This is a genomic window from Massilia sp. Se16.2.3 (assembly GCF_014171595.1).
Classification (GTDB): domain Bacteria; phylum Pseudomonadota; class Gammaproteobacteria; order Burkholderiales; family Burkholderiaceae_D; genus Telluria.
In genome coordinates, this window is the sequence record NZ_CP050451.1 from 5,010,270 (window position 1) to 5,024,622 (window position 14,353).

At 63.3% G+C, this 14,353-nt stretch carries 8 protein-coding genes and 1 pseudogene; 4 read left to right on the top strand and 5 right to left on the bottom strand.

What is annotated here, in order from left to right:
• The first annotated feature begins 4 nt into the window (after positions 1-4).
• A complete protein-coding gene (gene glp, locus G4G31_RS22985; protein ID WP_229425210.1) occupies positions 5-1,882 on the top strand; it encodes a gephyrin-like molybdotransferase Glp in 1,878 nt (625 codons plus the stop codon).
• A gap of 79 nt (positions 1,883-1,961) precedes the next feature.
• On the opposite strand, the gene G4G31_RS22990 is transcribed toward glp, so the two are convergent.
• The 5 genes and pseudogenes from G4G31_RS22990 to G4G31_RS23010 form a co-directional block, all read right to left on the bottom strand.
• Positions 1,962-2,501 carry a transposase gene (locus tag G4G31_RS22990; RefSeq protein WP_182989539.1) on the bottom strand — a complete coding sequence of 180 codons (540 nt, stop codon included), beginning with the start codon at positions 2,499-2,501 and terminating at the stop codon, positions 1,962-1,964.
• A gap of 246 nt (positions 2,502-2,747) precedes the next feature.
• Complete coding sequence (locus G4G31_RS22995; RefSeq protein WP_182989540.1) at positions 2,748-4,067, bottom strand: DNA recombination protein RmuC; 1,320 nt, start codon at positions 4,065-4,067, stop codon at positions 2,748-2,750.
• A gap of 15 nt (positions 4,068-4,082) precedes the next feature.
• Complete coding sequence (locus G4G31_RS23000; protein ID WP_182989541.1) at positions 4,083-4,472, bottom strand: group II truncated hemoglobin; 390 nt, start codon at positions 4,470-4,472, stop codon at positions 4,083-4,085.
• Between the two features lie 65 nt (positions 4,473-4,537).
• Positions 4,538-7,073 (bottom strand): annotated as a pseudogene (locus tag G4G31_RS23005) (ABC transporter permease).
• Positions 7,074-7,091: 18 nt separating this feature from the next.
• A complete protein-coding gene (locus tag G4G31_RS23010) occupies positions 7,092-8,099 on the bottom strand; it encodes an adenosine deaminase (RefSeq protein WP_182989542.1) in 1,008 nt (335 codons plus the stop codon).
• A gap of 685 nt (positions 8,100-8,784) precedes the next feature.
• Here G4G31_RS23010 and G4G31_RS23015 point away from each other — a divergent pair.
• From G4G31_RS23015 to G4G31_RS23025, 3 genes are all read left to right on the top strand, one after another.
• Positions 8,785-10,707: a PrkA family serine protein kinase gene (locus tag G4G31_RS23015; protein ID WP_182989543.1), complete on the top strand. Its 1,923-nt coding sequence runs from the start codon at positions 8,785-8,787 to the stop codon at positions 10,705-10,707.
• A 230-nt stretch (positions 10,708-10,937) separates the two neighbouring features.
• Positions 10,938-12,209, top strand: a complete 1,272-nt coding sequence (locus tag G4G31_RS23020; RefSeq protein ID WP_182989544.1) for a YeaH/YhbH family protein — start codon at positions 10,938-10,940, stop codon at positions 12,207-12,209.
• A gap of 115 nt (positions 12,210-12,324) precedes the next feature.
• Positions 12,325-13,851, top strand: a complete 1,527-nt coding sequence (locus G4G31_RS23025) for a SpoVR family protein (protein WP_182989545.1) — start codon at positions 12,325-12,327, stop codon at positions 13,849-13,851.
• Positions 13,852-14,353 lie beyond the last annotated feature (502 nt).

Consider the following 14,353-nt stretch of genomic DNA (forward strand, 5'->3'; position numbering starts at 1 on the left):
CAATATGAACAAGCATGAATCGATCAGCGGGCTGATCCTCGCGGGCGGACGCGGCACGCGCATGGGCCAGGTGGACAAGGGCCTGCAGCCGTTTCGCGGCAAGACCATGGTGGACCACGTGCTCGAGCGGCTCGGCGCCCAGGTTGGCAGCGTCGCGATCAACGCCAACCAGAACCTGGACACCTATGCGGCGCTGGGCGTGCCGGTATGGCCGGACGAGCTGCCAGGCTTTGCCGGGCCGCTGGCGGGCATGGCGGTCGGCATGCGCCACTGCGGCACGCCATATTTGCTCACCGCGCCCTGCGACTCGCCCTTCCTGCCACCCGACCTGGCCGCTCGCCTGCTGGCCGCGCTGGAGGCGCAGGACGCCGACCTGGCATTCGCCGTCGTCCCGGGAACCCGGCCGGCGTCCGCAGCCGCATCCCGTGTTCTGCCCGGTGAAGGTGAAACACCTGCCGGTGCTGTCGCGCTACCTGATGGAGGGCGGCCGGCGCATGGATGGCTGGTACAGGGACCTGAAGGCGGTCGAGGTGCTGTTCGAGGATGGGGATGCCTTTCGCAACATCAATACGCTGGACGAACTGCAGGCGCTCGATGCGCCGCGCGCGCCGCGCCTGGCCGACGTGACGAGCTGCCTGTCCGGCTACGATCCGGACGCGCTGCCGGTGAAGGACGCCCAGCACATCATCCGCAGCTTCGTGCAGCCGGTAGGCGCCGTCGAGCAGGTGGCGCTACGTGCGGCCCGGGGCGCGTGCTCGCGCGCGACATCGTCTCGACCATCGACGTGCCCGCGCACGACAATTCGGCCATGGACGGTTACGCGCTGCGCGGCGAGGATGTGCCGCTCGAAGGCGAAGCGCGCTTTGCCGTGATCGGCACCGCCTATGCCGGCATCCCGGCCGGCCTGGTGCCGGGCCCGGGCGAATGCGTGCGCATCATGACGGGCGGCGTCATGCCGGCCGGTTGCGACAGCGTGGTGCCGCAGGAATTCGTGATGGAAGACGGCGCCCACGCAATCGTGCTCAGGGCCGGCACCATCAAGCCGGGCGACAACCGCCGCTTCGCCGGCGAAGACCTGAAGGCCGGCAGCCCCGCCCTGCGCGCCGGCCGCGTGATCCGTCCGGCCGACCTGGGCCTGATCGCTTCGCTCGGCGTGGCCGAGGTACCGGTGCGGCGGCGCCTGCGCGTGGCCTTCTTTTCCACTGGCGACGAGCTGCGCTCGATCGGCCAGCCGCTCGCGCCGGGTTCCGTCTACGACAGCAACCGCTACACCATCTACGGCATGCTGCAGCGCCTCGGCTGCGACATCGTCGACATGGGCGTGGTGCGCGACGATCCGGCGGCGTTGGAAGAAGCATTGCGCAGCGCCTGCGAGAACGCCGACGCCATCATCACCTCCGGCGGCGTCTCGGTGGGCGCGGCCGATTACACCAAACAGATCATGGCGCGCCTGGGCGACGTCACCTTCTGGAAGATCGGCATGCGCCCGGGCCGGCCGCTGGCCTTTGGACGCATCGCCTCGAACGGCCATAGCGCCTTTTTGTTCGGCCTGCCGGGCAATCCGGTAGCGGTAATGGTCTCGTTCTACTTCTTCGCGCGCGACGCCCTGCTGCGCATGATGGGCGCCGACGCCCCGCTGCCGCTGCTGCGCGCCCGCTGCGTGGCGTCAATTCGCAAGAAACCCGGCCGCACCGAATACCAGCGCGGCATCCTCGCCCACGGCGCCGACGGCGCTCCTGAAGTCCGCATCACCGGCTCGCAAGGCTCGGGCATCCTGCGTTCGATGTCGGAGGCGAACTGCATGGTGGTGCTGCACGATGGGCAGGGCAATGTGGAGGCGGGGGAGATGGTGGATGTGCTGATGTTCGAGGGGCTGATCTAAGTCGGTAGGGTGGGCGCCCCGTGCCCACGCGGTACGACGTCTCCATGATCCACAGAGCGCGGCGACACCCCGTACCGCCCTACTCTAGCTGCATCATCTCAGCCTGAGCCGTTCCACCCCAATCGGCCGGATAAATGCCTGTCCGCACGAACCGATGAAATGTCGAAAACGGCCACGCTATCGCGCTGTCGGCATGACCATGCCGGACAGGGTTGAAATGAACGTAATCCGCATGCCGTTCGAAATCAAGATCATCCCGTATCCGATGTTCGAAGAACCGGCGCTGCCAGATTGCCGCATCACGGTGCTTGATTCGCGACGGGCTAGGGTGCCCGGTATAAGGCGTCGTTATCCCGGCAAAGCGCGACACCGAGTTCTTGATGAGCGCCCAGCGCGTCGAATAGTCCAGGTCCCCGTCGGGCAAGGTCCAGATGCAATGTAAATGGTCGGGCATCAAGACCCAGGCATCGATGTCGAACGGGCGAACGATACGAACATCTTGCACCGCGCGGCGTAGCGCGGCGCGGATCGGTGGGAGACACAGGATGGGTTGGCGCCGAAACGACACCAGGGTGAAGAAGTAGGTGGAGCCGGTACGTGCGCGACGGTATCGGGACATGGTGGCGCATTGTATGTTGCACGCACCGAAGTACGTTATGCGTCACGGATGATTGATGAGATGCGTCAACTGTTCCGTGACGCACCGTTCACGCGTGGGCGCGGGGCGTCAACCGTTCCGTGGTCGCACCGTTCACGCGTGGGCACGGGGCGTCAACCGTTCCGTGGTCGCACCGTTCACGCGTGGGCACGGGGCGTCAACCGTTCCGTGGTCGCACCGTTCACGCGTGGGCACGGGGCGCCCACCCTACGGGTCCAGCTCTTCTTGCGAGCCCAGCATCAACTGCGCCGCTTCGCTCGGCAGCGCTTCCACCGACTTCAGCTTGCGCGCCATCTGGCGGCTGCGCACCTCCGCGCTTTCGATGTTGCGGGCGGCTTTTTCCAGGGTGAGCTTGGTGGCGGCGAGCACGTCGCCGAACTTGCCGAACTCGGTCTTCACGGCGCCGAGCACCTGCCACACTTCCGACGAGCGTTTTTCCAGTGCCAGCGTGCGGAAACCCATTTGCAGGCTGTTGAGCAGGGCCGACAGCGTCGACGGGCCGGCGATCGTCACGCGCATCGAGCGCTGCAGGTCGTCCGCCACGCCGGGACGGCGCATCACTTCCGCATACAGGCCCTCGGTTGGCAGGAACAGGATGGCGAAGTCGGTGGTCTGCGGCGGCGACACGTATTTTTCGCAGATGGTCCTGGCTTCCGCGCGCACCGCCCGTTCCAGTTCGGCGCCGTGGCGGGCGACCCCTTCGGCGTCGGAACGCTCCTGCGCTTCCAGCAGGCGCTCGTACTGCTCCTTCGGGAACTTGGCGTCGATAGGCAGCCACAGCGGCGGGCCGCCGTCGACCACGCCCGGCAGCTTGATGGCAAATTCGACCCGCGCATTGGAACCCGCGATGGTTTCGACATTCTTCGCGTACTGGTCCACGGTCAGCACCTGCTCGAGCAGCATCTCGAGCTGGACTTCGCCCCAGGTGCCGCGCGTCTTGACGTTGGTGAGCACGCGTTTCAGGTCGCCCACGCCGATGGCTAGCTGCTGCATTTCGCCCAGGCCCTGGTGCACCTTCTCGAGGCGATCGGACACCTGGCGGAAGGATTCCGTGAGGCGCGTTTCCAGCGTCGCGTGCAGCTTCTCGTCGACGGTCTGGCGCATCTCCTCAAGGCGCTTGGCGTTATCGACCTGCAGGTCGCGGATCTTGGTTTCCAGCGTGGCGCGCACTTCCAGCATGCGCTGGGCGTTCGATTCGGTGAGATTCGCCAGGGTCTGCTGCAGGGTATCGGCAAAGCGCTTGAGCGCACGCGCCTGCTCCTCGCGTCCGCCGGCCGCGTGCAGCTGCATCTGCTGGCGCATGTTCTCCAACTGCTGGTTGGTGCCGCCTTGGTGCTGGGCCATGTGCCCGGCCAGTTCCTGGCGCGTGCCCTGGGCGCTGTGCTGCAGCTCCTGGCGCAGCTCGCGTTCGAGGCGTTCGAAGGCGAGCGCGCTGCCATCTGTACGTCCGCGCAGGAGCAGCAAAACCTGCAGCCCGATCACGGCCAGCAGCGCCAGCGCCAGTACGGCAAATTGAAGAGTACTCATCTCGTTCGGCTCATTTCAATCCGCTTTATTGCGCATCCAGTCGGCGGTCTGGTAGAAGGACTGCATCAGGCGCAGGCGGATATCGTCGTCCATGCCGATGTCTTCCATCGCCCAGGCCATCGCGCGCAGCCACTGGTCGCGCTCCTGCGTGCCGATGGCGAATGGCAGGTGACGGGCGCGCAGGCGTGGGTGGCCATGACGCTCCACGAACAGGTCGGGGCCGCCCATCCAGCCGGACAGGAACATGAACAGTTTTTCGCGCGAGCCGTCGTTGGGTTTCGGGTGCATGGCGTGGATGCCGGCGAACTCCGGCTCCAGTTCCATCAGGTCGTAGAAGCGGTCGACCAGTTCGCGCAAGCGGGCTTCGCCGCCGATGATTTCGTACAGGGTTTGGTTCTCGGACATCCCGTGATCATAACTGAGCGTGGGCCGCCGCGTGTACCGACGCGGCATTCCCGCAACGATCTCGATCAGGTCGCCTCGCGCAGCGTTTGCAGCGGTGGCTGGCGCAGCACGCTGCGCAGCCCCAGCCAGCCGCCGGCCAGCGCGCAGACGGCACCGGCCAGGATGCCCGCCCCCCACACGGTCGGATTGAACGACCACTCGAACTTGAACTGCCAGGTCGCCAGCGCCCAGCCCGGGGCCGCCGCGCCGCTGGCCGCGAGCAGGCCAGCCAGGCCGCCGACCAGCACGAACTCGATGCGCTGCGCCTGCGCCAGCTGCCTGCGCGTCGCGCCCGGGGCCCGCAACAGGCCCGCCTCGCGCGTGCGATCGGTGGTCGAACCCATCAGCGCCGCATACAGCACCAGCACGCCCGAGGCCAGCGTGAACAGGAACAGGAATTCGACCGCGACCACGACCTGGTCCACCACTTCCTGGATCTGGCGGATGATGCCGCTGACGTCGATTACGGTCAGGTTCGGATAGGCGCGTGCCAGCGAACTGGCCAGGTTCGCGCCCTGTTCGGGCAAGTGGAAGGCCGTCATGTAGGTGGCCGGCGCCTTCGCCATCGCGGCCGGGTTGATGATGACGAAGAAGTTGGCGCGCATCGAGCCCCATTCGAGCTTGCGCAAGCTGGTGATCTTCGCGTCCACCGGCAGACCGCCCATGTCGAAGCGGATGGTATCGCCGAGCTTCAATCCCAGGGTCTTGGCGATGCCCTGCTCGACCGAGGCCTCGGAGACGCCGGGCGCGTCCCTGTACCAGGCGCCGCGCACGATCACGTTGTCCTCGGGCGGCGTGGCCATCGTCGACAGGTTGAATTCGCGGTTGGCCAGGCGCTGGGCATCCTCGCTCTTGTAGGTGCTTGCCGTGACCGGCTTGCCGTTCACGGCCGTCAGGCGGCCGCGGATCATCGGGTACAAACGCGGCGCCTCGACGCCGACCGCGGCGATGCGGCGCGTGACGTCGTCCTTCTGGTCGGGCAGCACGTTGATGATGAAGCGGTTGGGCGCGTTCTCTGGCGTGGCGCGCTGCCAGGCCGCGACCAGGTCGCCGCGCACCACCGTCAGCAGCAGCAGCGCCATCAAACCGAGGGCCAGCGATACCACCTGCACGATGGTGGCGCCCGGGCGGCGCTGCAGCGAAGTGACGGCAAAACGCAAGCCCCGGTGCTTGAAGGCGCCGCGCAACTGGCGCAGCAGGCGCAGGCCCAGCCAGGCAACGAGCGCAAAGAAGGCGAAGCCGCCGAGGAAACCGCCGGCCGTGATCAGGGGCCAGCTTCGGGTCGCCCGCCTGCCACAGCAGCAGCGCGACAAAGACGACGGTACCGAGGCCGTAGGTTGCCAGCGCCATCGGCTGCGGCGCGGTTTGCTCGCGCCGGATCACGCGGTTGTGCGGCACGTTCCGCAGCTGCAGGACGGGCGGCAGTGCAAAGCCGACCAGCAGCAGCATGCCGGTGGCGATGCCCTGCAGCGCCGGCAGCGGCGACACCGGCGGCAGGTCGGCGGGCAGCAGCTTGCCGATCAGTTCGAGCAGCACGAAGTGGGCACCAAAACCCACGAGCACGCCAAGCAGGCTGCCGGCCAGGCCGACCAGCGCGAACTCGATCAGGTACAGGGCGCCGACCTGGTTCTGCGTCAGCCCCAGGCAGCGCAGCATGGCGCAGGCGTCCAGGTGGCGCTGCATGAAGCGGCGCGCCGCCATCGCCACGGCCACCGCCGCAAGCAGCGCCGACAGCAGGCCGACCGGGGACAGGAAGCGGTCGGCGCGGTCGAGCGTGGCCTGCATTTCGGGGCGGCCGTTTTCCAGCGTCTCGATGCGCACGCCCTTGACGTTGTCGCCGGCGATGCGCGCGCGCAGCCAGGCCTCGAAATCGCGCACGCGCGCAAAATCGTTCTTCGCCGGGGACGCCACCTGCACGCGATAGGTCACGCGCGCGAAATTGTCGACCAGGCCGGTCGACTGCAGATCGCCGATCGACAGCAGCACGCGCGGTGCGAAATTGGCGAACGAGGCGCCACGGTCCGGCTCGGCCGCGATCAGCTGGGCAATGGTGAAGCGCCGGTCGCCCAGCTGCAGGGATTCGCCGACCTTGACGCCGATTCCGGTCAGCAGGTTGGCGTCGACCCAGACGGTGCCGGGCGCGGGGATGCCGCGCGTGCGGGTGCCAAGGGCATTGCTGGCCTGGGCGGGATCGGTGGTAATGCGCAGTTCGCCGCGCAGTGGATAACCGTTCGAGACGGCCTTGATCGAGGCCAGCTGCGCCGTTGACGCTTCGCCCTCGCCGCCTTGCGCCATGCTGGGGAAGGTGATGGTGTCGGCCAGCAGCAGGCCACGCCGCGTCGCCTCGGTGCGCCAGGCGGCGGGGACCGGCTGGTCGGCGTTCAGGATCAGGTCGGCGCCGAGCAGCTGGTGGGCGTCCCGCGCCAGGCCGGCGCGCATGCGGTCGATGAAGAAGCCGACCGAGGACAGGGCAGCGACGGCAACGATCAGTGCCACCAGCAGGAAACGCAACTCGCCGGCGCGCCAGTCGCGCGCGGTCATGCGAAGGGATTGGGTCAGCATCGTCGCGGTTCCTTGTTGTTATGCGTTGGCGAAGAACTGGTCGACTTCAGCCAGGAAGGCGCGCTTCTGCTCGGGCCCCAGGAAGGCGGCGGCAAAGCTGTTGTGGGCCAGCTGGCGCGCATGCGTGATATCCAGCGGCAAGGCGTCGAAGGCCGCGATGAAATTGTCGTTCATGTAGCCGCCGAAATAGGCGGGGTCGTCGGAATTGACGGTGGCCGCCAGGCCCTTGTCGAGCAGGGTGCGCAGGTTGTGCGAGCCCATCACGTCGAACACGCGCAGCTTGATGTTCGACAGCGGGCAGACAGTCAAGGCCATGTGCTCGCGCGCCAGGCGCTCGACCAGCTCGGGGCTCTCCAGGCAGCGCACGCCGTGGTCGATGCGCTCGACATTCAACACGTCCAGTGCGCTTTCGATATAGGCCGGCGGCCCCTCCTCGCCCGCATGCGCGACCAGGCGCAGGCCGAGCTGGCGGGCGCGCTCGAAGACACGCGCGAACTTCTCCGGCGGGTGGCCGACCTCGGACGAATCGAGGCCGACGCCGATGAACTTGTCCCGGTGCGGCAGCGCCTCGTCGAGCGTGGCCAGGGCCTCTTCTTCCGACAGGTGGCGCAGGAAACACATGATCAGGCCCGCGCTGATGGGCCCATCCTGGCAGGCTCGCCAGATGCCGTTGATCACGGTCTCGAAGGGCACACCACGCGCCGTGTGGGTTTGGGGATCGAAAAAGAGTTCTGTGTGTCGAACGTTGTCAGACGCCGCCCTTTGCAAGTAGGCCGCGGTCATGTCGTAGAAATCCTGCTCGGTCAGGAGCACACTGGCGCCAGCGTAATAGATGTCGAGAAAGGACTGCAAATCGCTGAATGCGTAGGCCTGGCGCAACGCTTCGACCGATGGATAAGGCAGCGATACACCGTTCCTTTGTGCCAGCGCAAAGATCAGTTCCGGCTCCAGCGAGCCCTCGATGTGGATGTGCAATTCGGCTTTCGGCATCCGTTGGATGATCTGGCGCAGCTGCTCGGTCAGCATGGTTTTACTCCGTCTTGGGGCGCTTGGGCAGGGGTGTGAAAGTGGTAAAACTGACCACTGCCGGCCAGTGTACCGCATGGGACGACGCCCCGTTTTTCCGGTAAAAACGGAGCAAAAAAAGCCCTGCGTTTGGCGTGCGCCGCTACCCCTCGAGATCGTGCACTATCGATTCAGGGTACCGACAACCCAGCAGTAAATACAGCTGGAAATGGCCTGTTGGAATGCCTCGAAATGGGGTCCCGAAGGACTGCGCACGAACGCGCCGCGGCCCTCGTCAAATTCGCTCTTTTTTCTTTCCAATCAATTACTTATCGATAACGCGACAGTGCACACGATAGGGCTTTGACTTCGGAAACGGATAGGCACATAATAAATTTCAGTAACACAAGAAGACCTCCACTCCATGGGAACTGCCGGCCACAAGCCGGCCAGAACAAGAAGATCCGCCAGAGCCGCCGCCCCACCTCGCGGCGCTACCACGGCGACCCGTCAATAAGAGCGCCTGGCAAAGCCTTCAGACCCAGGCGCGTTGCCGAAGACAGTACGCCCGTACGGCGAGACAACGCAACGCTGGGCTGGAGGCTTTGTTAGGTGCTCCAAAGTACGCCAAGAAAAACGGGACTTAGCAGTCGGCATCGATCGGCTGCCGTGACAGATCGTTGTTAGCAAACTAAAGGACATGCACATGACCATTTTTGACAACTACGCCGCCCGTTATGAGCGTACCCGCGAAGAAGAATATTCCCTGACCGAATACCTTGCCCTGTGCAAGAAAGACCCGCTGACCTACGCGAGCGCACCCGAGCGCATGCTGGCCGCCATCGGCGAACCGACCCTTGTCGATACCCGGCTCGACCCGCGGCTGTCGCGCATCTTCGCCAACAAGGTCATCAAGATCTATCCCGCCTTCCGCGAGTTCTATGGCATGGAGGAAGTGATCGAGCAGGTCGTTTCCTACTTCCGCCACGCGGCGCAAGGCCTGGAAGAACGCAAGCAGATCCTCTACCTGCTCGGTCCCGTCGGCGGCGGCAAGTCGTCGATCGCCGAGAAGCTCAAGCACCTGATGGAACAGGTTCCCTTCTATGCGATCAAGGGTTCGCCCGTGAACGAATCGCCGCTGGGCCTGTTCAACGAAGACGAGGACGGCGTCATCCTCGAGGAAGACTATGGCATCCCGCGCCGCTACCTGCGCTCGATCCCGAGCCCGTGGGCAGTGAAACGCCTGCACGAGTTCGGCGGCGACATCAACAAGTTCCGCGTCGTGAAGCGCTACCCGTCGATCCTGAAACAAATCGCCATTTCAAAGACCGAGCCGGGCGACGAGAACAACCAGGATATTTCTTCGCTGGTCGGCAAGGTCGACATCCGCAAGCTCGAGGATTATTCGCAGGACGATCCGGACGCCTACAGCTATTCCGGCGGCCTCTGCCTGGCCAACCAGGGCCTGATGGAATTCGTCGAGATGTTCAAGGCACCGATCAAGGTGCTGCACCCTTTGCTGACGGCCACGCAGGAAGGCAATTACAAGGGCACCGAGGGTTTCGGCGCGATTCCCTTCGAAGGCATCATCCTGGCGCACTCGAACGAGTCGGAATGGAAAAGCTTCCGCAACAACCGCAACAACGAGGCTTTCCTCGATCGCATCTACATCGTGAAGGTGCCGTATTGCCTGCGCATCTCCGATGAAATCAAGATCTACGACAAGTTGATCCGCAATTCCTCGCTCGAGAAAGCACCCTGTGCGCCGGGCACGCTGCGCATGATGGCGCAGTTCGCGATCCTGTCGCGCCTGAAGGATCCGGAGAATTCCAGCATCTATTCAAAGATGCTGGTCTACGATGGCGAAAATTTGAAGGACACCGACCCCAAGGCCAAATCCTTGCATGAATATGTGGATTACGCCGGCGTGGACGAAGGCATGAACGGGCTGTCGACGCGCTTCGCCTTCAAGATCCTGTCGAAGGTCTTCAACTTCGACAATACCGAAGTGGCCGCCAATCCGGTGCACCTGCTGTATGTACTGGAACAGCAGATCGAACGCGAGCAGTTCCCGCCGGAACAGGAGCAGCGCTACCACTCTTATATTAAAGAGCACCTGGCGCAGCGCTACGTCGACTTCATCGGCAAGGAAATCCAGACGGCCTACCTGGAGAGCTATTCGGAATACGGCCAGAACATCTTCGACCGCTACGTGACGTTTGCCGACTTCTGGATCCAGGACCAGGAATTCCGCGATCCCGACACCGGCGAAAGTTTCGACCGCGAGTCGCTCAATGCCGAACTCGAGAAAATCGAGAAGCCGGCCGGCATCTCGAATCCGAAGGACTTCCGCAACGAGATCGTCAACTTCGGCCTGCGTGCCCGGGCGACCAATGGCGGCAAGAACCCGGCCTGGACCAGCTACGAAAAATTCCGCACCGTGATCGAGAAGAAGATGTTCTCGAACACCGAAGAACTGCTGCCGGTGATTTCGTTCAACGCCAAGGCCAGCGCCGAGGACGCGACGAAACATGCCGACTTCGTCAACCGCATGGTGGAGAAAGGGTATACGGCCAAGCAGGTGCGGCTCCTGTGCGAATGGTACCTGCGTGTGAGGAAATCGTCCTGAGGTAGGGACCACGCTGCCAGGGCACGCGGCGCCATCCGCCTGTGTCCGCTTACGGCCTGCTCGGTGTGCCGCAAGCATCGAAAGCGTCGCCTCCGGGCACGCTTTCGCGGCGTTCCACGCATTTTTGACGACCCTGCCAGCCGTGCGCACCCCGCGTCAGCACGCAGCGTATTAAGATAGGAGGACCAGCGCAGCACCTGGTCCGCCGCGATTTTTGCAGGAGGCATGTTTTGACTTACCTCATCGACCGTCGCTTGCAGAGCAAGAACAAGTCAGCGGTCAACCGCGAACGCTTCCTGCGCCGCTACAAAGCGCAGATCAAGGATGCGGTCGGCCGCGCGATCAAGGGCCGTTCGATCACCGATGTCGAGAACGGCGAAAAGGTCTCGATTCCCGTCAAGGACGTCAACGAGCCTCATTTCGGCCACGCCCACGGCGGCGTATGGGAAACCGTCAATCCCGGCAATACCGAATACCAGAAAGGCGACCAGTTCAACCGCCCCCGCAGCGGCGGCGGCGGGTCCGGACGCGGGCGCGCCGGCAATAGCGACCAGACCGTCGAGGACGACTTCATCTTCGAGCTCTCGCGCGAAGAGTTCATGAACTACTTCTTCGAAGACCTCGAGCTGCCGAACATGATCAAGACGCAGCTGTCGCAGACGATCGAATTCAAGACCCAGCGCGCCGGCTACAACGTCTCGGGCACGCCGTCGAACATCCACGTACTGCGCTCGCTGCGCGGCGCACTCGGCCGGCGCATTGCGGTAGGCGGCCCCAGCCGGCGCCACCTGGCCGAAGCCCAGCAGGAATTGCAGGACCTGTTCGATGCCGGGGTGCTCGAAGAAGACCCGCGCGTCGTCGAACTGCGCCGCAAGATTCACCACTACCACACGCGCATCAACGCGATTCCCTTCATCGATCCGTTCGACCTGCGCTACAGCAACCGCATCAAGGTACCGAAACCGAGCACCCAGGCCGTGATGTTCTGCATCATGGACGTGTCCGGCTCGATGGACGAAACGCGCAAGGACACGGCCAAGCGCTTCTTCATCCTGCTCTATTTATTCCTCAAGCGCGTATACGAACACATCGAGGTCGTCTTCATCCGCCACCACACGGCCGCGGCCGAAGTCGACGAGGACGAGTTCTTCCACTCGCGCGAGTCAGGCGGCACCGTTGTCTCTTCGGCCCTGCACCTGCTGCAGAAGGTGATCGGCGAGCGCTATGCCAGCGCCGACTGGAACGCCTACGTCGCCCAGGCTTCGGACGGCGACAACTGGGACAACGACTCCGTGCTGTGCAAGCAGTTGCTGACCCACGGCATCATGCCCAAGGTGCAGTACTACACCTATGTCGAAATCACCGACGGGCCGCCGCAGAACCTGTGGGAGCAATATACCGAGGTGGCGGCGCAGCACAGCAACTTTGCGATGCAGAAGATCGTGACTCCGGCCGACATCTACCCGGTCTTCCGCGAGCTGTTCAAGAAGCAACCAAAATAAGGCCAGCACATGGACACCCGATATCCGATGCAAACGCAAGCAGGGCCGGCAGACCGCCGGCACCACACTTGCGCCGCGCCCGATGTCCGCGGGTCCTCCAACCGATAGGCACGCCATGCCAGACGACCATACCAATCCGCGCGCCCTCCCCGAACAGTCCGAATGGACCTTCGACCTGATCGAACAGGCGCACGAAGAAATTCGCCGCGTGGCCAGGAAATTCGGCCTCGACACCTACCCGAACCAGCTCGAGGTCATTACCGCCGAGCAGATGATGGATGCCTACACCTCGGTCGGCATGCCGGTGTCGTATAACCACTGGTCCTTCGGCAAACATTTCCTCACCACTGAGAAGAGCTACAAGCGCGGCCAGATGGGCCTGGCCTACGAGATCGTCATCAACTCGAATCCCTGCATCGCCTATTTAATGGAGGAGAACAGCCTGACCATGCAGGCGCTGGTGATTGCCCACGCGGCTTACGGCCACAATTCTTTCTTCAAAGGCAACTACCTGTTCCGCACCTGGACCGACGCCGAAGCCATCGTCGACTACATGGTGTTCGCCAAGAACTATATTGCCGAATGCGAGCAGCGCTATGGCATCGACGCGGTCGAGGACCTGCTCGACTCCTGCCACGCGATCCAGAACTATGGGGTCGACCGTTATAAACGTCCGGCCAAGCTGTCGGTGGCACAGGAAGCGGCGCGCCAGAAGGAGCGCGAGGAGTATGCCCAGTCGCAGGTGAACGCCCTGTGGCGCACGGTGCCCCGGCGCGAGGAGGAAGAGCGCGACACCCCGCCACCGCGCTTTCCAATCGAGCCCGAGGAAAACCTGCTGTACTTTATAGAGAAGTACGCACCGCTGCTGGAACCCTGGCAGCGCGAACTGGTGCGTATTACCCGCAAGATCTCGCAATACTTCTATCCGCAGCGCCAGACCCAGGTGATGAACGAAGGCTGGGCCACCTTCTGGCACTACACGATTCTGCAGGAACTATATAAAGAGGGGATCGTTGGCGACGGCTTCATGCTCGAGTTCCTGCAAAGCCATACGAACGTCGTCTATCAGCCACCTGCGACCAGTCCTTATTATTCGGGCATCAATCCGTATGCCCTCGGTTTCGCGATGATGAGCGACATACGCCGGATCTGCGAGAACCCGACCGATGAAGACCGCGCCTGGTTCCCGGACATTGCCGGCAGCGACTGGATCAAAACGCTCGACTTTGCCATGCGTAACTTCAAGGACGAAAGCTTCATTGCCCAGTACCTGTCGCCCAAGCTGATCCGCGACTTCCACTTCTTTGCCGTGCTCGACGACGACCGCAGCGACAAATTGACGATTTCGGCCATTCACGACGAAGCCGGCTACCGCTACGTGCGCCAGCAGCTGGCCGAGCAGTACAACATCGGCAACCGCGAGCCGAACATCCAGGTCTGGCAGGTCAACACCCGCGACGACCGCGCCCTCACCTTGCGCCATACCCAGTTCCAGCGCCGTCCGCTCAACGCCCAGGCCCAGGAAGTGCTCAAGCATGTCGCTCGCCTGTGGGGCTTCGATGTCCGGCTCGAAACCGTGGACACCAGCGGCCACGTGGTCAGCTTCCTCGACTGCCGACGCGAAAAGCGCCACCACCGCTAATCCCTTCGATGCGGCGCTTGTACGGACAAGTTTTTGAATACTTGTCCGTACGTATTATCCACATTGACGCATATCAAGTATTCAGTTTGCCACCACCTTCAGTCGTCCACCCCGCCCCGTCCAGCCCCCTGTTCTGTTAGCTAGCGAACGCTCAGCTCAGCCAAAACTGGCTATAGTTTGCAAAAAGCTCAGCATTGCACTATATGATATTTGCCACTTGGCAAAATCAGCGTGCATAATTTGGCAAAAGGGCAGCCCTCACCTCATGTTCTACAGAAGTGCAAGTAACACCGTGCAATCTTGTAATTTTGTTTAGAATTAGACCGCGCTTTTTTGCACAGCAGGAGTGCATCCGGATGAGCTGTATTGCCTGTTTTTACAGGCATTTACGGGGGTTTCGGAGGCTCAAAAATACCTGTGCAAAAATTAATTCGTAGGTATAATTCGCCGATGTCCCGGATGCGGCCTTGTCTTTTCGTCGTGTTTTGTGGGTTTAGTAGCA